This is a genomic window from Paenibacillus sp. Y916 (assembly GCF_056786435.1).
Genome location: NZ_JBXCJA010000002.1, coordinates 36,516 through 54,710, shown reverse-complemented (window position 1 = coordinate 54,710; position 18,195 = coordinate 36,516). Strand labels below are relative to the sequence as shown.

The following is an 18,195-nucleotide window of genomic DNA, read 5'->3' as shown; positions in this document are numbered from 1 at the left end:
CGAACCTTTACCTTAGGAGGGAACACCTTATTGGGACAACAACAACTGCCTGAATGGGCTAAGTCATCGTTTGATGGACGCTTTAATGAGTTGGCAACTCTCGCTGGGAAACAACAAGAAATTGAACCGTTGCGCCTGAAGCAGGTTGAACTAGAGGATCAGTTAAAGCAGGAAGTAGTTCCACGATTATACCAACTTCTACTCGAATGGGAGGCGACGTTAAACCGTCGGAATGCCTTAGAAAAGGAATTTATGTTTCTGGCTGGGATCTAATTAAGGAAGTCCATATGGAAGCTGACAGAAAAAGTATTAAGAATATCGTCTTCTGGTTTACAGAAGACGATTATTTTATAAAATCTGCTATACCAGTGAGCGAGTTACGGGGAACCGTATCGTAAATAAGGTAAAGCTCATTCCGCTAACGGGACACGTTAGTTTAATAAGCTAATAATTAGAAATAGAACTTCCAACCTTTTCATAAACGTTGTTGCAGCTCGACTCGATTATTTATCATTACGATAAAATATGTCCAATTCCCTGATCGGAGAGTTCTTGATTGGAATGGAGCGGATACCTGGGAAGTTGAGACTTTCAATCAATTGACTTGGTTGAATTGTAGCTCCAACGCCTTCTTTGACCAATTGAAGCGATGAAGTAGCAGATCCCGTCTCCATGATGGTATGGATAGTTATTTCGTGTTCCTTGCACCAATCATCAATTAAATCACGTCCATAAAAGCCTTTAGGGTACATAACTAGAGGAATCTTAGTTAAATCTTCAGTAAAAAAGGGGATGTAGTTCAGTCGGGGATCAGCTTGAATTGCTAAACCCACTCCAATATCAACTTCGTTGTCCAACACTTTATTCAAGATATCGATCGATGAGTAAGAATGTTAATCGATAATCCAGATCCGATGGTAATACAGCTACACGTAAGTGACCGGAGTCCAAATTTGCAAGATCAGCAATAGCATTTGAGCACGAACAAAGTCTGTTGGTGTATTCACAGGTATATCTAGGAAATATTCCAATTGCCATTTTTGAGTCTTTTGAGCCTGACGACTCGTAGGATTGTATATGATAAAATACAAGTAACGCATGCTAGATCAAATTAGGAGATGTTGCATATGAGTATAAGTGTTAGGCAAGAAGGATTAGAAGACTATAAACTGACAGAAAAAGTCGTAAAGAGTGCATTTGTTAATATGGAGCTTAGCGATCAAACAGAACATGAATTGGTGTCTCGAATTAGAAAAGACGACGTATTTATCCCCGAATTATCTCTAGTAGCCATTAGTAATGATACTAAAGAAATCGTTGGACATATTCTTGTATCTAAAATAAAAATTGTTGATGATGATCAAAGTGTAGAATCACTTGCTCTTGCCCCAGTTGCAGTCTTACCTAACTACCAAAATAAAGGTATAGGAAAGATGTTGATTCTTGAAGCATTACGAAGAGCAAAAGAACTTGGATATCCATCTATTGTTGTACTGGGACATGCAGATTATTATCCGAAGTTTGGCTTCAAAAAGGCTTCATTATGGGGAATAAAAGCACCTTTTGAAGTGCCAGAAGAAGCATTTATGGCATTAGAGTTGCAAGAGAATACACTCGCTCATGTTTCAGGAGTTGTTGAATATCCAAGCGTTTTCTCTGAATAAGTTCTTATAATAGATTAAACCCTCCAATCTCGTGAAAACCTAGATTTTATAGGCTGATTAGGAGGGTTTCGCTTATTCACGCTCTTTCAAAATAATGTTCGGTGTGTGTCTAGCATCTAATGTCATTTTTGAATTTTTGTCATTCTGATCATATGTTATAAGAGCCTTCTACAATGCCCAACCACGCGCCCGATTCCAAGTTCCTTCATCTTGTGAATGAGTAGAACCACATGGCTGTAATTTGAAATAGGGAAATGATATACTTTTCGATGTAAACTATGAAATGAATAAGGTTGCCCTAGTGGTAGCCTTTTATTACGCTAATATATTGGAGGAATCTTAATGAGTCAACGTTATCGAATTACAAGAGAGTTTCAGGAGAATGGTGCTTCGGCGCAAACGATATCTTTGGAGGAGTGCAAACAGTATTTCACGTCCAAACCTGATTTTACTTATTCACCCGTATTTACTGTCATAGGCGCTACTAGCATGTCCATCAATGGAGATTTCTTCATGTGGAGCTACAACGATACTCAGATCCCATTCAGGCATTATGATGGAGATATATACGTATCCGGCACCAATAAAGCAGTCATCCCCATGGTGAGTGAAGTTGCGAGTGAATTAGGCGCAGATGTGCTGGAAGAGTGACAATGACAGATATAATAAGTCTGTCGGCAGTCGCAGGTTATCCGAGTATAACTGTTCCAACAGGTACGTTATTTACTTTGGGCAATGGACTAGAAGTTCTGTGTCATAAAGACAATAGGAGGAATACTTATGTTTTCTAATGAAAATATAGGGGTTGGAATAGAGTTCGTTTACGATTATAAAGATAACAAAGTTTACAGAGATCGTTTTAATCAACTAGCAACGTTAGTTTTCGGTATCCATTTTGAAGATTGGTATGAGAAAGGATTCTGGGATGATCGTTATATTTGCTATTCGTTCTTTAAAGATGACGCAATCATTGCCAATGTGTCTGTTAGCCAAATGGATGTAGTGATCCATGGGTTGAACAAAAAGGCGATTCAAATCGGAACAGTGATGACCCATCCAGATTTCAGAGGGAAAGGGCTTTCTGCAGCATTAATGAGGCATGTTCTAGATATTTACGAGCAAGATTGTGATATCTTCTTCTTGTTCGCTAATAGCACTGCGATTGACTTTTATCCAAGGTTTGGATTTGAATCTTTTGGTGAATCACAATTCAATCTTAAGGTTCATCCCACTCCAAATGCGAGTACCACCTTACGTAAGTTGAATTGTTCCAATGAAGAGGACTTGGCATTGATCAAACGAATGGTGTTGTCCCGCAGGCCGATATCAGAACAATTTGGTGTGAGTAATAACCAAGGACTCTTTATGTTCTACGCCATAAAAGTATTTCCTGAATCCATATATTACTCGCAAGAGGACAAAGCCATTATCGTATATCAACAAGAAGGTCAGACGCTACATCTATATGATGTAGTTAGTGAAGGTGACGTTAATTTAGATAGACTACTTTCTCGTATCGCTGATGAGCAAACAGCCAATATTCAATTTCATTTCACACCAGACCAATTCACTGAGAAAGCGCAGTATGAGCCGATGGACACGAATAACGATATGCTTTTTATTAAAGCGAACTTTGATTTAGACAAGAATACAAAATTCTGTGTGCCTGTATTAGCACATGCGTAGCGTTTGATCCAAAATAAATGAAAGCCTAACCAACCAGTGGCAGGATGGAGAGATCAAGGGCAGGGAAGAGAATGAACTTGACGGCATCATTTTAGCAGCGGTAACTAAACTCCAAGAAGAATGTAAGGATGGGTTTGTCAAGACGGGTAGTGTAGTGGAGAAAGTATTCGAGAATGCACGTCAGTTTGTTGGAGCCTCATTTATAGAGTATAGGATTTGGACTTTAATTAGTGATGGTATTCTGACATTCAAAGGGCTTCCGGGCGCAATGCATCAGTATTCAGTTCGGATACAAGGTAGATTAGACGCCTAGCGAATATACTATTGAGAATCCTAAATATAACTCTGAGAATTCTCGGAATTTTCCTTGTATTTCCACCCCATTATCCATTATAGTTAATGAAACTTTCAATTGAGGTGAAATGGGATGGTTCTCCACTGTGTTCGAAGTAACTAGTTCTCGGGCTGGGTAAAACGCGTACCAGCTGTTAAGGGGGAAGTCTGTCCTTTTGACCTATGAGAACGATTACTTTAGATGAAGTGTCAGGCACATCTTTTTTGTAAGCCAGGACACAGGGACCTAAAGTCTCTATCGATCCTGGCTTTTTCATTTTAACTATTTGAAAGGTGGATATTAGATATGAGCAAATTTGATTATAAGAAATTCTACGATGAAGTCGGACCATTAAACGGTTGGGATTTCAGTAAAGTAAAGGTTGCAGCCGAAGGAGTTCAGTGGGATTTCTATAATGAAGTAACCCAAAGATGTAAACAGCCTGATCAATTGCTCGATATAGGTACAGGTGGAGGGGAAACGCTATTATCCATAGCTCATACGGTGTCACATATAGTGGGAATTGATCTCTCTTTAGGAATGATCCAAACTGCCAATCAACATTTAGAAAGTTCCAATAAAACAAATGTACGATTTGTACAAATGGATGCTGAGAACCTCGATTTTCCTCAGAACTTTTTCAATGTGGTATCGTGTAGACACGCACCATTTCATGCTAAAGAAGTAGCAAAAGTGTTAATGACAGACGGAATATTCCTTACTCAACAAGTAAGTGAAAATGATAAGCTGAATATTGCACAAGCATTCGGAAGAGGACAGCATACCAATTTGGATGGAACATTACAAAATAGATATATTGAGGAATTGAAAGTAGCCGGATTTACTGATATTCAGTCTTTTGAATATGATGCAACAGAATATTTTGAAACATATGAAGATTTAGTCTTCTTGCTGAAACACACACCGATTATTCCGAACTTTGGGAAGTATAATGATGATTTTGAAACACTCCAACAATTTATAGCTGATAATCAAACTGAAAAAGGGATTAAGACAAATTCAAAACGATTTATGATTATTTCAAAAAAGAGCAGAGATTAAACTGGATTTTCTCAACAATAAAAAAATTCAAATTTTAATTACACTCCTGTATCCTGTTATCATTTTCTGGATGTTAAGCATAAGTCAAACGTTAGATTCATGGCTTATCCCTATCATTGTTACGATTTTATTCTGTTTACTGTGGGGTAATCTACGCTATTTATTTATCTCTACCATTTTAATGTGGATCTTAGCGGTACCGACGTGGTGGTTATTAATAGAGCGTACCAAGGAAGGTCAGGGGGCCGCAATCTTCATTTCATCATGGCCGTTTATTATACTGGCATTCATAGGCGTGGTTCTGATACCCGAAATTCTAATGGTTACTATCAAAAATTTCATTATAAAGAAAAATCAGAAGAAATCTTAGCGAAAGGAGTATATAACGATGGAAAACTTGCATTACAGATTAAATTTTGGAGAGTTATGTGCAAAATTCAATCTAGGGCAGTTAACGACTGAACCAGAACAAGTATTTGGCGGTTTCCTTCATAGAATGTATCATTTGAATACAGACAAGGATCAGTATGCAGTGAAAGCATTAAATCCACAAATTATGCAACGTGAAACGGCCATGAACAACTATATTTTTTCTGAAAAGGTTGCAAACATGGCGTACGAAAATGGCATTAACGCACTTCCGGCAATGGTGTCGAATGGAAGCTGTATGCATGAAGTGGATGGTCAATATTATTTGTTGTTCCCATGGGTTCAAGGGAAGACATTACCCTCTGGGAGTATTGATATGGATTGCTGTAAAATGATGGGGGAAATCCTTGCAAAGATGCACAAAATTGATTTCTCTCAACTTATGCTGGATAAGCAAGATGAAAAATTGGATACATTAACAGTCGATTGGAATGATTATGCTCACAAAGGAAAACATGATAGCTTGGAGTGGTCATCCTTGCTATTAGATAACCTGGATAAGTTCTATCATTGGGAGGGTCTAGCTAATTCCTCTGGGGAATCATTGATGAACAATAGTGTTATTAGCCATAGGGATTTAGACCAAAAGAATGTGTTATGGGACGAGAATCAACTCCCCATTATTATTGACTGGGAAGCAGCAGGAACTACCAATCCAACACAAGAACTGATTGATGTGGCATTGAATTGGTCAGGATTTGAAGAGGGTAGTGTAAGTAAAGATGCTTTCTGTACTCTAATTCGTTCCTATAGGAATCATGGGGGTGAGATTCCAGATCAATTACATGATGTGCTGAACTATGGTTTTAGTGGAAAACTAGCATGGTTAGCTTATAATATCAGACGCTCTCTTAGACTGGAATGTACGGATGATACGGAACAAGAACTTGGAACGAGTGAAGTAATTAAAACAATACATGCTATTCATAACTATGCTGATTTCATTCCTGTTTGTATAGATTGGTTATCAGAAATTGATGCAGATGAAGCAGCGAGTCAATGATGAGTGAGAGATAGAAGAAGATAGCAAATATCAAAAGAAGTATATGTCTGTATGGAAATGATAGTTATATAATAATACAGCGGCAGTCCAGGACTTATTGTTACGTCCAGGCTGCCGCTGTATTATTGCATATAACCACGTTAAAAGCACGTATGTCATGAGTGCTGCGAACAGTTGATTAAATGCGGCATTCTTTGTCGTGCCAAAAAGAACAGGAATATTTAAGTTTTGCTTAATCCATCTAAAAAACACTTCGATGCCCCAATGTGCCTTGTACATGTCAGCGATTTGTTCAGGATACATGCATGAGATTGGTGACAACACGAATCTCATTTTGATTGTTATCTTGGAACATCACCACACGGTGACGAAGTTCTGACTGACACTGCGATGATCCTAAGTAGCAAGTGATATCTTTCGTTACATTCGAGTCTTTAACGGATTGGTGTTATAACGAATGAGGCTTTGCAAGCATGACATTTTCTTTGATACGAGTAACAAAATACTGTTGTTCTCTAGCATACCTGGATGGAACTTTTAAAAATAGATATATTGAGGAATTGAACGTAGCTGGGTTTACTGATATCCAGTCTTTTGAGTATGATGCTCAAAACGATTTATGATTATTTCAAAAAAGAGCAGAGGTCAATTGACATGACACCTTTTGGTGTCCTATAATTTAAAGACAATAAAAGATGTATTATTACGTAATTATGATTGATAAACGATGACATCTCAGGAAATATTAATGAAAAGGTGGAGGGGTGATTTTGAACGAAAAGAATCAGGTGAGAGATGTTTATGACGCTGTTGCCGATCCAACAAGGCGACAATTACTTCAAATATTGGCAGATGTTGAAGAATTACCTCTACATGAGATAACGGCTCATTTTCAGATAGGTCGTACAGCAGTTTCTAAGCATTTGGCTATTCTTAAAGATGCTGATCTCGTCATTGCTCGAATTGTTGGTAGAGAAACGAAGTATCGATTGAATGCCACTCCGCTACAAGAAATTCAAGATTGGGTATCTATTTACGAAGGATTCTGGAAAGAAAGGTTAGCATAACTGTAAACGTGATTTCTTCATACTCTAGAAATTGATAATAAAAGATAATAATGAGGTAGGATAAAATGATTGCAAAAACAGAAGAAGATTTTATTGGTTTGAAGGAAATTGGCAAAATTGTCGCTTCTATTAGGGACGAATTGGTACAAAGAACAACTCCTGGCATAACTACCAAAGAACTTGATGAAATAGCTGGAGAGATGTTAGAGAAAGCAGGGGCAGTCTCAGCTCCAAAAGGTGAATATGATTTTCCTGGCTATACTTGCATTAGTGTTAATGAAGAAGTGGCACATGGTATTCCGAGTCAACGGGTTGTTCATGAAGGGGATCTAGTAAATATAGATGTTTCTGGCTCCAAGAACGGTTATTTCGCAGATACAGGAATCTCGTTTGTAGTAGGCGAAGGAGAAGAAATATTAACGAAAATATGCGACGTTGCTAAACTGGCATTTGAAGCAGGTCTTCAGAAAGCAAAACCCGGTTCCAAAAAAAGTAGAATCGGAAAAGTAGTATTCCAAACAGCGAGACAGCATGGATTAACTGTTATCAAAAACCTTACAGGACATGGCGTTGGACGTGCAATACACGAAGCACCTGACCATATTTATAACTATAATGATACATCGGATGATGAATTATTAAAGGAAGGCATGGTTATCGCATTCGAACCATTTATCTCAACCTTGGAAGAAGAAGTATTCCAAAAAGAAGACGGCTGGACCTATGCTACAAAAAAAAGCTATGTAGCTCAATTGGAACATACGATTATCCTTACTAAAGATGGTCCGATTATTGTCACACTTTAATTCAAACATATTCGTGAGTTAAATAAACAAGAATTGATGGCAATATACCAATTCTTTGAGGACAGTAATTAAATTTGAATGATTGAAACAAGCGATATTTTAATACAGAGCTAGATGGCAGTTAGTGAAGAAAACTCATTTGCAATAATAAATTGCAGATGAGTTTTTTTTGTAGAGTATCGTAAAAAGAGAGGAGTGAAGACTTATCAGCATCTTTAGAGCTTTCTTGTTCGGTCCGAGCAAATTTGGCATTTCAGTTAGACGTGGTGTTGTGAGAGGCGTTCTGAATAGCCGTGATCTGGTCGGTCCTCTACAAGGTAAAACTCTCTCTGATTTAATCCGGGAGATCAGAACTGGGAACACTTATGTTAACGTGCATAACGTAGAGCATCCAGACGGTGAAATTCGAGGACAAATCAACAAGTAATTGAAAGTATCGACATAAAAAAGAACATAAACTGAGCCGAGTCCTTGCCTATGCTGAATAAAGTAATCGGCAAGCAGGGAGCATGAGCATGTATAAAAGTTAGCGTATGGAACAGCATATACATAATAAGCAAATTGATAGATAGGTTGGTGAACTTTATTCATGCGAAAAAAAATGAGTTTGTTTCTGCTGCTGATCTCTATTTTGATGGTAGCTTCTGGATGTCAAAAGTCGAATTTAGCACAGAAAGAACAAGATTTAGTCCGAGTAAAATCCATAGACAGTGTAAATACAAAGAAAGTTATCCTATTGGTGGTCGATTCTTTAATGGCTCAAGCTATTGATAAAGGCATAGCACAAAACGAACTTCCTACCTTACAATTATTGGTGAGTCATGGCCAATATTATAAGGATGTAGTCAGTTCTTTTCCCACCATGTCTGTGACGATTGATAGTTCTTTGGTTACAGGAACATATCCAGATGGTCATCGTGTACCTGGTTTGACATGGTATTCGACGAAAGAAAAGAAACTCATTAATTATGGAACCGGACCGATGGAGATTATCAAACATGGAGTTGACCCGGTATTAGTTGATGCGTTAGTTAACTTGAATGGTAGCCACTTAAACCGACAACTACCTACTATTTACGAAGACTTAAGCAGACTTGGGATGAAATCTGGTAGTATTAACGGGTTGATCTACAGGGGCACCGTTGATCATACGTTATCCATTCCTCCCTGGATTCAAGGTCCAACATCTTTACCACAATCAATTCCTGTAAAAGGACCGGATTATTTAGCGTTGGGTGCATTGTCTGATCCACTTAAAGGGATTGAAAAACTGCCTGATGGGTTAACCCATCGCATGGGATTAAATAACCAATATGCCATTGAAACTGCCAATTATTTAATAAAGGAAAATAAATTACCTGATTTTTTATATGTTTATTTACCTGATTTAGATCAAAAGATTCATAAGAATGGCCCTTCGGAGCTTGACGGAGTAAAGGAAGTCGATAGACAGCTTCAATCTTTATTGCAAAGCTTTGGTTCACTGGAAGAAGCTTTGAACAAAGCAATTTTTGTTATCGTTGGAGATAGTGGAATGACCCCAATATTGTCTGCCGAAGATAACCCGGTTATCGAATTGCCTTCCATTTTAAAAGACTATAACGTGTTGCGTCAGGGTGAATCAGTAACGGACGAAACAGAAATCGTGCTTGCCGTTAATGAAACCATGGCTTATGTCTATCATCTTAAAGCGGACAAGCTTAGAGACATTGCCTATTTATTAAAAGCTGATCCACGCATCGATATCATTTCATGGAAAGAAAAGGAGTGGATTTACGCTATTCAAGGTGAAACCTCCAAAGAGCTCAGATTTAAAGCCAATGGAAAGTTGATAGATCCTTATCAACAAAATTGGGTGGTCGAACAAGATGTAGAGGTGTTGGATTTGAAAATAAACGCTCAGCATCATACATTGAACTATGGTCAATATCCGGATGCACTGCAACGGTTATCAGGAGCTTTACATTCTCACCCTGGACAATTTTTGGTAGTTACCGCAAAGGCTGGTTATGAATTAGCAGACAGAAGCTCACCAACGCACAAAGGCGGTGGAGGTCATGGAGCTCTTGGTCAAATGGAATCCCTGGTTCCACTTATCGTGAGTGGGACTGATCAAAAGCCGCAATATTTGCGAATCATTGATTTGAAATCATTTCTGCTTAAGCTTCTAACAACGGAACAATAAATGGCTATCTATCGCTAGAATGAATTAAAGTTTACACTTCTCGTCTTTCATTCATTCTATGTAGATAGCCGACTTTTGAACAATTGTGATTGATTTATTATAGATCAGTAGGGTGTACACAACGTCTAGTATAAATATTAGAATATACATCATCGTTAATAAAAGAGAATGCGGATAGAACGAATAGCAGAGGATCGAAGCGCATAAGGTGCCTATCATTTTGAAGTAAGCGATAGATAGAGATTGACCTTGCAGATCCTTAGTAAATAGCATTCGTATGAATAAGATGGACATCAGTAGATTGATGCCAAAAGCCGAATACAGTCCCATTGCATCATGAAATTCAACGGTCATGCCATACTGCAATAGAAGAGCTATGACCATTAAAGAGAAGACAGAAACGTAAAGTGTACGTTTTGGATAAGTCTTTTTAGAATAATAGAGAAATTGGAGTAGAATGATACAGTCTAATAGGAACCACACCAAGGTTACGATTTGCTGAAGCGGGTGAAACGGTATAATAAAGGTTAATAGAAACTCCCAAGTCATGTTTGCGCATATAGCGGCTAGTGGCATTCCGCAGGATTGATCCTTGAACCCTCTATAAATAATGAGAACATAGGCAATAGACCAGAATAGAGCTATTCCAAACATAAGAAGATATTCTATTTTCAGCGGTAATAGATGAGTCATATGAGGTAATCGCATCCTTTTCATAAAAAAAGTTTTCAGCCATTTAGAATATGTATATTGGCTTGTCTATTTATATGAAACATACAATCTATGTAGAACATCATGAGGAGCATGTTACAATTAGAATAAACGAGAAGTTATTATAAATGGAGGAAGGCATAAATGGACGCAATCAGACAAAAAAAATATAAGGGTATTGAGATTGGGATTTACACGCTAGGAGATATCGTGCCCGATCCACGAAGTGGCAAAACCATTAGTGCCCAACAACGACTACAAGAGATTCTGAAAGCGTCCAAGCTGGCTGATGAGGCAGGGCTAGATGTATTGGGAATCGGAGAACATCATCGTTTAGATTATGCGGTGTCAGCGACATCAGTGGTCTTGGCTGCTATTGCCCAAATAACGAAGAGAATTAGACTCACGAGCGCTACAACCGTGTTAAGCACGGTAGATCCTGTAAGATTGTTCGAGGAGTATGCAACGTTGGATTTGCTATCGAATGGACGAGCTGAGATTATCGCTGGACGTGGGGCTTTCTTGGAATCCTTTCCTCTCTTCGGGTATAGTTTAAGTGACTATAATGAACTATTTAATGAGAATTTTGAGTTATTTCAACAATTAAATAATAATGAGACAATATCTTGGCAGGGTCAATTCCGATCCACACTAAGTGAAGTTGAAATCGCACCTCGACCACTCCAAGCGAAAATACCGATCTGGATTGGTGTGGGTGGCACACTTGAAAGTGCTGAACGAGCAGGAAGAATGGGAACTGGCATGGCTTTGGCCATCCTTGGAGGCGACTCGATCCGATTTAAATCGCTTGTGGATACTTATCGTTCAGCCGGAATAGAAAGTGGCCACGATATAATGAATCTAAAGGTGGGTATTACAGGGCATGGCTACATATCTACAACTACTCAGCAAGCTAAAGAGGAGTACTACCCTTATTATTCAAATTATCGTAAATATGTGGATGATCAACTTGGTAAAGCTGCGTTAAAGATGTCTCGTGCTGAGTTCGAGCAAATGGCTAGTCCGGATACTGCTTTATTTGTGGGTAGCCCACAACAAATTATTGAGAAAATTCTACACCAGTATGAGTTGTTTGGACATCAACGCTTTATGATGCAACTTGATATTGGAGGTATTCCTTTCGACAAAGTTGCTAAGAGCATAGAATTATTGGCAACGGAGGTTGCACCAGTTGTTCGGAGGGAAACAAGCCACTAATCTAAATAGGATGAATATTTACTTATCCATTGAGTTTTATCTTAATCATGCTTATAATATAACGAGAAAAATATATGAAAAAGGTGTCTATTCATGAGTATATTAAATGTTGAAGGATTAAGTCATGGCTTTGGAGATCGTGCAATCTTCAAAGATGTTTCTTTCCGCCTGCTAAAAGGCGAGCACATCGGATTAATCGGTGCGAATGGCGAAGGTAAATCCACTTTCATGAACATTGTTACAGATAAGCTGCAACCGGATGAAGGCAAGGTAGAATGGTCCAAAAGAGTGCGAGTCGGCTACCTCGATCAGCATGCTGATCTGACCAAAGGGTCTACGATTCAAGATGTATTACGAGGTGCATTCCAATACTTATTCGATCTTGAGCAAGAGATGAACGATATGTATGGCAGAATGGGCGATGTTACACCAGAAGAGCTGGAGAAGCTGCTTGAAGAAGTAGGTACAATCCAAGATACATTAACAAGCCAAGATTTCTATATGATTGATGCGAAGGTACAGGAGACGGCACGAGGTTTAGGAATCACAGATATTGGACTCGATCGTGATGTGAATGATCTTAGCGGTGGTCAACGTACGAAAATTTTGCTTGCTAAGCTATTGCTAGAAAAGCCAGATATTCTACTCCTCGATGAGCCTACGAACTATCTGGATGAGCAGCATATTGAATGGCTGAGACGCTATCTTCAAGAGTATGAGAATGCTTTTATTCTAATCTCACATGATTTGCCCTTCTTGAACAGTGTTATTAACCTAATCTACCATATGGAAAATCAAAAACTAACTCGTTATGTTGGCGATTATGATCAATTCCAACAAGTGTATGAGATGCGGAAACAGCAACTTGAATCCGCTTATACTCGGCAACAGCAAGAGATTTCAGAACTGAAAGACTTTGTTGCTCGCAATAAGGCTAGTGTAGCTACTCGCAATATGGCGATGTCTAGACAAAAGAAGCTCGACAAGATGGATGTCATCGAACTTTCGAAGGACAAACCGAAGCCGCAATTTAACTTCAAAGATGGAAAAACGGCCGGGAAAACTATATTTGAAGCAAAAGGACTTGTCATTGGTTATGATAGTCCATTATCTCGACCGCTGGATTTGCTGATGGAGCGGGGACAAAAAATAGCTCTTGTCGGTGCGAATGGAATCGGGAAAACGACGTTGTTACGCAGTATTTTAGGTGAAATCCCCGCATTGTCTGGCTCAATAGAGCTTGGTTATAACCAGGAAGTTGGTTATTTCGAGCAAGAGATGAAGGAAGGCAACTATAATACATGTATCGAGGAAATATGGGAGACGTTCCCATCCCTGTCACAATACGAAGTGCGTGCTGCACTTGCGAAATGCGGACTAACGACGAAGCATATTGAGAGTAAGATCACTGTTCTGAGCGGTGGGGAAAAAGCAAAAGTACGCCTGTGTAAGCTCATTAATCGTGAATCGAATATACTCGTACTAGATGAGCCAACGAACCACCTGGATGTGGATGCGAAAGAAGAACTCAAGCGTGCTTTGAAAGCATACAAAGGAAGTATTCTACTAATTTCTCACGAACCCGAATTCTACCAAGACGTCGCAACAGACATATGGAATTGCGAATCGTGGACGACGAAAGTATTTTAAATGTAAAAGCCTATGGAATGCTAACGCAATACGTTACGCATCCATGGGCTTTTATTTGTTGCGTGAATATCTAAGCTAGTAACACTTCACATACAAGATCTCAAACAACCAAAATTTACAACTATATCCATCTGTAAGATATTTACTGCTTACAAAGCCAGTCAGATGGTATAATATGGAGTGATCATGAATAGCTTCGTCTATCACTCTGTGGAGGGTGGATAAGCGAACTCGTATATACAGCTGTATAAGAGGGATAAACGAGTTCGTGGATTAGTAGTTAGGTGAAATCCTGCTAAAGACATATTATTAAAGGAGAACTCAAAGATGGATAAAACAAATGTAAAAGTCGAATTTAGTATATTCGGAGATGAGTTTGATCCAGATATAATAACGGATACTCTATTAATTACTCCAACTAGGACTTGGTTCAAGGGCGATAATATTAGAGGGAATTTATTTCGTAAGGAAACGTGTTGGGAGCTTGCCACAGGGTATGAAGAATCATTAGATATAAATGATCAAATAGATAAGATTAAGGAACTTATTAAGAATCAAAAAGACGAAATAGTAAAATTAATTAGACAGAATAAACTAGAATGTAAATTTGATGTTGTTATTAATATTGAGAATAATGAAAAACCAGCAATATATTTAAACAAAGAAACCATAAATTTTCTCCATGATCTTGGGGCAGAAATTGATATTGATCTATACATATATAGCTAAGAACAAAGTATTTGTTAGAAAATTCGCAGAAGAGCAGGACATCACCTAACATCACATTCCTACTGCGGGGCATTCGCCCCTTGGTCGCTAGAGGCGTTTCAGGGGAGAGGATTCAGGCGACACATTGATTTCCCTAAGATAAGAGCTATCTAAGGGAAATCAACGTCAGGAATGTACATACGTTAGACGAAATCACCTGAGGTATGAAAGGATGAAGAAAATTGATCTTAAATTTAATAACGGTACCGTCGTTTTGGAATACGGATTTAAAACAAAAACATTATAAAATTAAAGAGGGAAATTCAAAGTTAGTTGTTCTTTTTCCCGGAAAAAACTATCCGTGTGAGAAGCCTAGTTTACATTATGCAGGAACTTCTGCGATTCAAAGTGGGTTTGACTTACTGGTTTTAGAATATGGCTATCAAGCTGCAAGAACTGATTTGGATAATAAAGACTTACCTAGAGTATTAGAAGAAAGCGAAGAATCAATAAATGGTATAGTAAATAATTATGAACAAGTTGTTTTTATTAGTAAGAGCTTAGGAACCATAGTTGCTGGAGAAGTTCATAGAAGACTTGGGATTCCTATTAAACATATATATTTGACCCCGATCAAAGACACAGTTGATTATATTAACTCAACTGAAGGTATTGTAATTTATGGAACAAAGGATGTTTCGTTTAACGAAGAAATGGCAAAAAAAATTATAATATCCAATCATAGAAGAATAGTTAAAATTCCTAATGCAAATCATTCTTTAGAGACCAATAATGTTGATGAAAGCATATTAATTCTAAGATCACTTGCAAATATTTATATGGAAGTTCTAAACACTTAATGATTTTGAGAGTATTTCAAGGTGACTCCGTCTAACACTGTATTCTCGCTGCGGGTCATACGGCCCTTGATCTGCCAGAAGTATTTTCGAGGAAGAGAATTCAGGCAGATACATCCATTCCCCTAAGATAAGAGCTATCTAAGGGGAATGGACGTCGCGAATACCCAAACGTTATACGCAACTCCTTTGAGAATGTTAAAACATGAAACCAAGTAACAATCAATAATAAATGAAAGTGAAAGGAACAATTAAATAAGGGATAATTGAAGGAAGAGAAAAAGCATAAATGAATGGAATGAATAAGGATTCATTTACAAAGTAGCAGTTGAGAACCAAGTCACACGGAATAGTAGAAGGGGTACCTTTCCTGTGCGGAAACGGATTTGATAGAACCAAAAGATAGAACACATCAAGACATATCAAATACATAAAACGCACAAGACATATATGGATGTGGAATCGAAGAAGAAGGGGCAGCGTATAACAATGCATTTTTGCTTCGTCGCTGACGCTCCTTGGTCGCCAATAAGTATTACGGAGAAGTGGAATCAGGCGACACATCCAACCGGCTAAGTGGCAGAGCCACCCGGACCTGCGGTCCTTAAGCCGTTCGGAAGTCAGAAATGCGCAACGTTATACGCAACCCCTTTGAGAATGTTAAAACATGAAACCAATTAACAATCAATAATAAATGAAGGTGAAAGGAACAATTAAATAAAGGATAATTAAGGGAATATAAAAAGCATAAATGAATGAAATGAATAAGGATGGATTTACGAAGAAGCAGTTGAAAACCGACAAAGAAGAAATAGGGAAGGGGGAACCTTTCCTTTGCGGAAACGGATTTGATAGGACCAAAAGATAGAATTAAAAAAAAACACGTAAAGTCATATCAAATACATAAAACACACAAGACATATATGGAAGAGGAATCGAAGAAGAAGGGGCAGCGTATAACAATGCATTTTTGCTTCGTCACTGACGCTCCTTGGTCGCCAAGAGGGATTATCTGAGAAGTGGAATCAGGCGACACATCCAACCGGCTAAGTGGCAGAGCCACCCGGACCTACGGTCCTTAAGCCGATTGGACGTCAGAAATACGCAACGTTATCTGAAATGCACAATACTTATGAAATTGAGGGATATTAAGATGACAAGTACAATGAAAAAACTGAATGAAGCTAAGTTTTTCTTAGATTTATTAGAAGTGAATTATTTGAAAGACCCTGATTTTGATTATTTTTTAAGTTCATATATTAGTTCTTCTCGTTCAATATTGTGGATTATGAGAGCCGAGTTTATTGAACTAGATGGCTGGGAGAAGTGGTATAAGTCTCTAAATCCACCGCAGGAAGAGAAGCTATTTTTGAAAAGAATTAACGAAGCAAGGGTAAGAACTGAGAAGATAGAGCCTCTTTCAACGAAACATTTAATGCATGTTGAAGTAGATAATAATGATTTTAAAAAAGAGATTGAGGATCAACTTGAAAGATTCAAAGGAAAAGAAGTTAAATTTACTATTGAAACAATCGATCATGAAACTGTAGATACAGAAAATGAAAAATACGGTTTACTAGAGGACGGTACTGTAAGACTCAAAGGTAAAGTAGACAGTGTTTTTAGAACTATTAAAGAGTTTCCTGACAAAAATATACTAGATGTGTGTAAGGAATATTATTTTAAGTTAGAAACTATAGTGAGTGAATGTCATTTGAAATTCTCGGATAAGTTAGTAAGTAAAAACAACGGGAAGTTAGTAGTGAAGCTAAACAAAATTGAAAGTTGAACCAAAGAAGGGTGCACTTCAGATAACAAAACATTCCTACGTCGTCGCGTACGCTCCTCGGTCGCCAAGAAGTATATCGTAGAAGTGAATTCAGGCGACACATCCAACCGGCTAAGTCTAACGACCCGTTCCCTTCTGTCACTTAAGCCGCTTGAACGTCAGGAATGCGCAACGTTAGCCGAAACTTCCTAGGTCAAGAACATATGGGTAAACCCTCAAAGCCAGAAGCATCTAAGGTCAAGATCGGATAATGGCATATGAAGGTCAAGATCGGATAATGGCATATGAAGGTCCGAAGTTGAGAAGTCAGGTAGCAGATTCAACCGGACACATCCTACTCCGTCGGACGTCGAGAATGCAAGAACGTTAGACGACACTTCTTCTAAAGTGATTAAATCATAAAAACTATCAATAAACAGATTTAATTTGCAGACTAAGAATCAAATATCTCAATGAAATTAGAAAGGAAAGATCATTTGAAGACTGATGAGTTTGTATCAAGAATTATAACTGAGTGGGATCCGGTTGGCTTATTAGCTGATGGTGCTCCAAACAATGAATATGATATAGAGATTAAAGACATATGTGAAAAGATCAAATTAACAACTAATGAAACTGAATTATCGAAGATAATATTTGACTCCTTTAAGAAAAAAATGGGAATCAGATTAAATCCATTAAGTTGCCTAAAGTATTCTTTTAAAATCGTCGAAGAGATAAAAAAAATTGAACAAACATAAAGAACGATTGTAAGAGGATTCGAAGAAGGCAGAAGCATCGTCTAACATAGCATTCCTGTGTCGTCGCTGACGCTCCTAAGTCGCCAAGATGGATCTCAAGGAAGTGGATGCAGGCGACACATCCAACCGACTAAGTGGCAGAGCCACCCGGACCGACGGTCCTTAAGCCGCTTGAACGTCAGGAATGCCGAACGTTATAGGAAATCATCGCACTTCATAAAAAATCAAATTCATAATAATATTTCATAGAAGTGTAGCTACCTTGGTCGATTGAATAGATAAGTTT

Annotated in this window: 21 protein-coding genes; 18 read left to right on the top strand and 3 right to left on the bottom strand. The window is 38.2% G+C overall.

Annotated features, from left to right (window positions below; translation table 11 throughout):
- The first annotated feature begins 30 nt into the window (after window positions 1-30).
- Complete coding sequence (locus tag AC1TO9_RS04305) at window positions 31-273, top strand: hypothetical protein (RefSeq protein WP_482058464.1); 243 nt, start codon at window positions 31-33, stop codon at window positions 271-273.
- A gap of 230 nt (window positions 274-503) precedes the next feature.
- Here the strand turns inward: AC1TO9_RS04305 and AC1TO9_RS04300 are convergent, their stop codons facing one another.
- Entirely contained in the window at window positions 504-860 is a 357-nt protein-coding gene (locus AC1TO9_RS04300) for a LysR family transcriptional regulator substrate-binding protein (RefSeq protein ID WP_482058817.1), read from the bottom strand.
- 267 nt (window positions 861-1,127) lie between these two features.
- Between AC1TO9_RS04300 and AC1TO9_RS04295 the strand changes: the two genes are divergently transcribed.
- The 7 genes from AC1TO9_RS04295 to AC1TO9_RS04265 all read left to right on the top strand — a co-directional run bounded on the left by AC1TO9_RS04295 (window position 1,128) and on the right by AC1TO9_RS04265 (window position 6,178).
- Complete coding sequence (locus tag AC1TO9_RS04295) at window positions 1,128-1,664, top strand: GNAT family N-acetyltransferase (RefSeq protein ID WP_482058463.1); 537 nt, start codon at window positions 1,128-1,130, stop codon at window positions 1,662-1,664.
- 342 nt (window positions 1,665-2,006) lie between these two features.
- Window positions 2,007-2,315, top strand: a complete 309-nt coding sequence (locus tag AC1TO9_RS04290) for a hypothetical protein (RefSeq protein WP_482058462.1) — start codon at window positions 2,007-2,009, stop codon at window positions 2,313-2,315.
- Window positions 2,316-2,317: 2 nt separating this feature from the next.
- Window positions 2,318-2,455, top strand: coding sequence for a hypothetical protein (locus AC1TO9_RS04285; RefSeq protein ID WP_482058461.1), 138 nt, complete (start codon window positions 2,318-2,320; stop codon window positions 2,453-2,455).
- Window positions 2,445-3,350, top strand: a complete 906-nt coding sequence (locus tag AC1TO9_RS04280) for a GNAT family N-acetyltransferase (RefSeq protein WP_482058460.1) — start codon at window positions 2,445-2,447, stop codon at window positions 3,348-3,350. The genes AC1TO9_RS04285 and AC1TO9_RS04280 overlap by 11 nt, the downstream gene beginning before the upstream one ends.
- 13 nt (window positions 3,351-3,363) lie before the next feature.
- On the top strand, window positions 3,364-3,663 hold the full coding sequence (locus tag AC1TO9_RS04275; RefSeq protein WP_482058816.1) for a DUF3658 domain-containing protein: 300 nt from the start codon (window positions 3,364-3,366) through the stop codon (window positions 3,661-3,663).
- A gap of 327 nt (window positions 3,664-3,990) precedes the next feature.
- Window positions 3,991-4,746 carry a class I SAM-dependent methyltransferase gene (locus AC1TO9_RS04270; RefSeq protein ID WP_482053598.1) on the top strand — a complete coding sequence of 252 codons (756 nt, stop codon included), beginning with the start codon at window positions 3,991-3,993 and terminating at the stop codon, window positions 4,744-4,746.
- A gap of 388 nt (window positions 4,747-5,134) precedes the next feature.
- Window positions 5,135-6,178 carry a phosphotransferase gene (locus tag AC1TO9_RS04265; RefSeq protein ID WP_482058459.1) on the top strand — a complete coding sequence of 348 codons (1,044 nt, stop codon included), beginning with the start codon at window positions 5,135-5,137 and terminating at the stop codon, window positions 6,176-6,178.
- 30 nt (window positions 6,179-6,208) lie between these two features.
- On the opposite strand, the gene AC1TO9_RS04260 is transcribed toward AC1TO9_RS04265, so the two are convergent.
- The gene (locus AC1TO9_RS04260; protein WP_482058458.1) at window positions 6,209-6,511 is read right to left on the bottom strand and encodes a transposase; all 303 of its coding nucleotides are present in this window, start codon (window positions 6,509-6,511) and stop codon (window positions 6,209-6,211) included.
- Window positions 6,512-6,948: 437 nt separating this feature from the next.
- Here AC1TO9_RS04260 and AC1TO9_RS04255 point away from each other — a divergent pair, with 437 nt between their 5' ends.
- The 4 genes from AC1TO9_RS04255 (at window position 6,949) to AC1TO9_RS04240 (ending at window position 10,236) form a co-directional block, all read left to right on the top strand.
- On the top strand, window positions 6,949-7,245 hold the full coding sequence (locus AC1TO9_RS04255) for an ArsR/SmtB family transcription factor (RefSeq protein ID WP_482058457.1): 297 nt from the start codon (window positions 6,949-6,951) through the stop codon (window positions 7,243-7,245).
- Window positions 7,246-7,310: 65 nt separating this feature from the next.
- Window positions 7,311-8,051, top strand: a complete 741-nt coding sequence (gene map, locus AC1TO9_RS04250; RefSeq protein ID WP_482058456.1) for a type I methionyl aminopeptidase — start codon at window positions 7,311-7,313, stop codon at window positions 8,049-8,051.
- Window positions 8,052-8,277: 226 nt separating this feature from the next.
- Window positions 8,278-8,478, top strand: coding sequence for a CHRD domain-containing protein (locus AC1TO9_RS04245; protein ID WP_482053593.1), 201 nt, complete (start codon window positions 8,278-8,280; stop codon window positions 8,476-8,478).
- A gap of 162 nt (window positions 8,479-8,640) precedes the next feature.
- Window positions 8,641-10,236, top strand: coding sequence for an alkaline phosphatase family protein (locus AC1TO9_RS04240; protein ID WP_482058455.1), 1,596 nt, complete (start codon window positions 8,641-8,643; stop codon window positions 10,234-10,236).
- Window positions 10,237-10,287: 51 nt separating this feature from the next.
- On the opposite strand, the gene AC1TO9_RS04235 is transcribed toward AC1TO9_RS04240, so the two are convergent.
- Complete coding sequence (locus AC1TO9_RS04235) at window positions 10,288-10,929, bottom strand: transmembrane-type terpene cyclase (RefSeq protein WP_482058454.1); 642 nt, start codon at window positions 10,927-10,929, stop codon at window positions 10,288-10,290.
- 162 nt (window positions 10,930-11,091) lie between these two features.
- On the opposite strand from AC1TO9_RS04235, the gene AC1TO9_RS04230 reads away from it, so the two are divergent.
- From AC1TO9_RS04230 to AC1TO9_RS04205, 6 genes are all read left to right on the top strand, one after another.
- Window positions 11,092-12,165 (top strand): LLM class flavin-dependent oxidoreductase, encoded by a 1,074-nt coding sequence (locus tag AC1TO9_RS04230; protein WP_482058453.1) that lies wholly within the window; start codon window positions 11,092-11,094, stop codon window positions 12,163-12,165.
- A 93-nt stretch (window positions 12,166-12,258) separates the two neighbouring features.
- The gene (locus AC1TO9_RS04225) at window positions 12,259-13,815 is read left to right on the top strand and encodes an ABC-F family ATP-binding cassette domain-containing protein (protein ID WP_482058452.1); all 1,557 of its coding nucleotides are present in this window, start codon (window positions 12,259-12,261) and stop codon (window positions 13,813-13,815) included.
- 327 nt (window positions 13,816-14,142) lie between these two features.
- Window positions 14,143-14,544 (top strand): DUF4279 domain-containing protein, encoded by a 402-nt coding sequence (locus tag AC1TO9_RS04220; protein WP_482058451.1) that lies wholly within the window; start codon window positions 14,143-14,145, stop codon window positions 14,542-14,544.
- A gap of 221 nt (window positions 14,545-14,765) precedes the next feature.
- The gene (locus tag AC1TO9_RS04215) at window positions 14,766-15,383 is read left to right on the top strand and encodes an alpha/beta hydrolase (protein WP_482058450.1); all 618 of its coding nucleotides are present in this window, start codon (window positions 14,766-14,768) and stop codon (window positions 15,381-15,383) included.
- Window positions 15,384-16,545: 1,162 nt separating this feature from the next.
- A complete protein-coding gene (locus AC1TO9_RS04210; protein ID WP_482058449.1) occupies window positions 16,546-17,169 on the top strand; it encodes a hypothetical protein in 624 nt (207 codons plus the stop codon).
- A 476-nt stretch (window positions 17,170-17,645) separates the two neighbouring features.
- Window positions 17,646-17,909 (top strand): hypothetical protein, encoded by a 264-nt coding sequence (locus AC1TO9_RS04205; RefSeq protein ID WP_482058448.1) that lies wholly within the window; start codon window positions 17,646-17,648, stop codon window positions 17,907-17,909.
- Window positions 17,910-18,195: the final 286 nt, after the last annotated feature.

What these genes read in the sequence shown, in the direction of transcription:
- AC1TO9_RS04295 (WP_482058463.1), top strand. Translation starts at nt 1,128, where the DNA reads ATGAGTATAAGTGTTAGGCAAGAAGGATTAGAAGACTATAAACTGACA.
- AC1TO9_RS04290 (WP_482058462.1), top strand. Translation starts at nt 2,007, where the DNA reads ATGAGTCAACGTTATCGAATTACAAGAGAGTTTCAGGAGAATGGTGCT.
- AC1TO9_RS04285 (WP_482058461.1), top strand. Translation starts at nt 2,318, where the DNA reads ATGACAGATATAATAAGTCTGTCGGCAGTCGCAGGTTATCCGAGTATA.
- AC1TO9_RS04280 (WP_482058460.1), top strand. Translation starts at nt 2,445, where the DNA reads ATGTTTTCTAATGAAAATATAGGGGTTGGAATAGAGTTCGTTTACGAT.
- AC1TO9_RS04270 (WP_482053598.1), top strand. Translation starts at nt 3,991, where the DNA reads ATGAGCAAATTTGATTATAAGAAATTCTACGATGAAGTCGGACCATTA.
- AC1TO9_RS04265 (WP_482058459.1), top strand. Translation starts at nt 5,135, where the DNA reads ATGGAAAACTTGCATTACAGATTAAATTTTGGAGAGTTATGTGCAAAA.
- AC1TO9_RS04260 (WP_482058458.1), bottom strand. Translation starts at nt 6,511, where the DNA reads ATGAGATTCGTGTTGTCACCAATCTCATGCATGTATCCTGAACAAATC.
- map (WP_482058456.1), top strand. Translation starts at nt 7,311, where the DNA reads ATGATTGCAAAAACAGAAGAAGATTTTATTGGTTTGAAGGAAATTGGC.
- AC1TO9_RS04240 (WP_482058455.1), top strand. Translation starts at nt 8,641, where the DNA reads ATGCGAAAAAAAATGAGTTTGTTTCTGCTGCTGATCTCTATTTTGATG.
- AC1TO9_RS04235 (WP_482058454.1), bottom strand. Translation starts at nt 10,929, where the DNA reads ATGACTCATCTATTACCGCTGAAAATAGAATATCTTCTTATGTTTGGA.
- AC1TO9_RS04230 (WP_482058453.1), top strand. Translation starts at nt 11,092, where the DNA reads ATGGACGCAATCAGACAAAAAAAATATAAGGGTATTGAGATTGGGATT.
- AC1TO9_RS04225 (WP_482058452.1), top strand. Translation starts at nt 12,259, where the DNA reads ATGAGTATATTAAATGTTGAAGGATTAAGTCATGGCTTTGGAGATCGT.
- AC1TO9_RS04220 (WP_482058451.1), top strand. Translation starts at nt 14,143, where the DNA reads ATGGATAAAACAAATGTAAAAGTCGAATTTAGTATATTCGGAGATGAG.
- AC1TO9_RS04210 (WP_482058449.1), top strand. Translation starts at nt 16,546, where the DNA reads ATGAAAAAACTGAATGAAGCTAAGTTTTTCTTAGATTTATTAGAAGTG.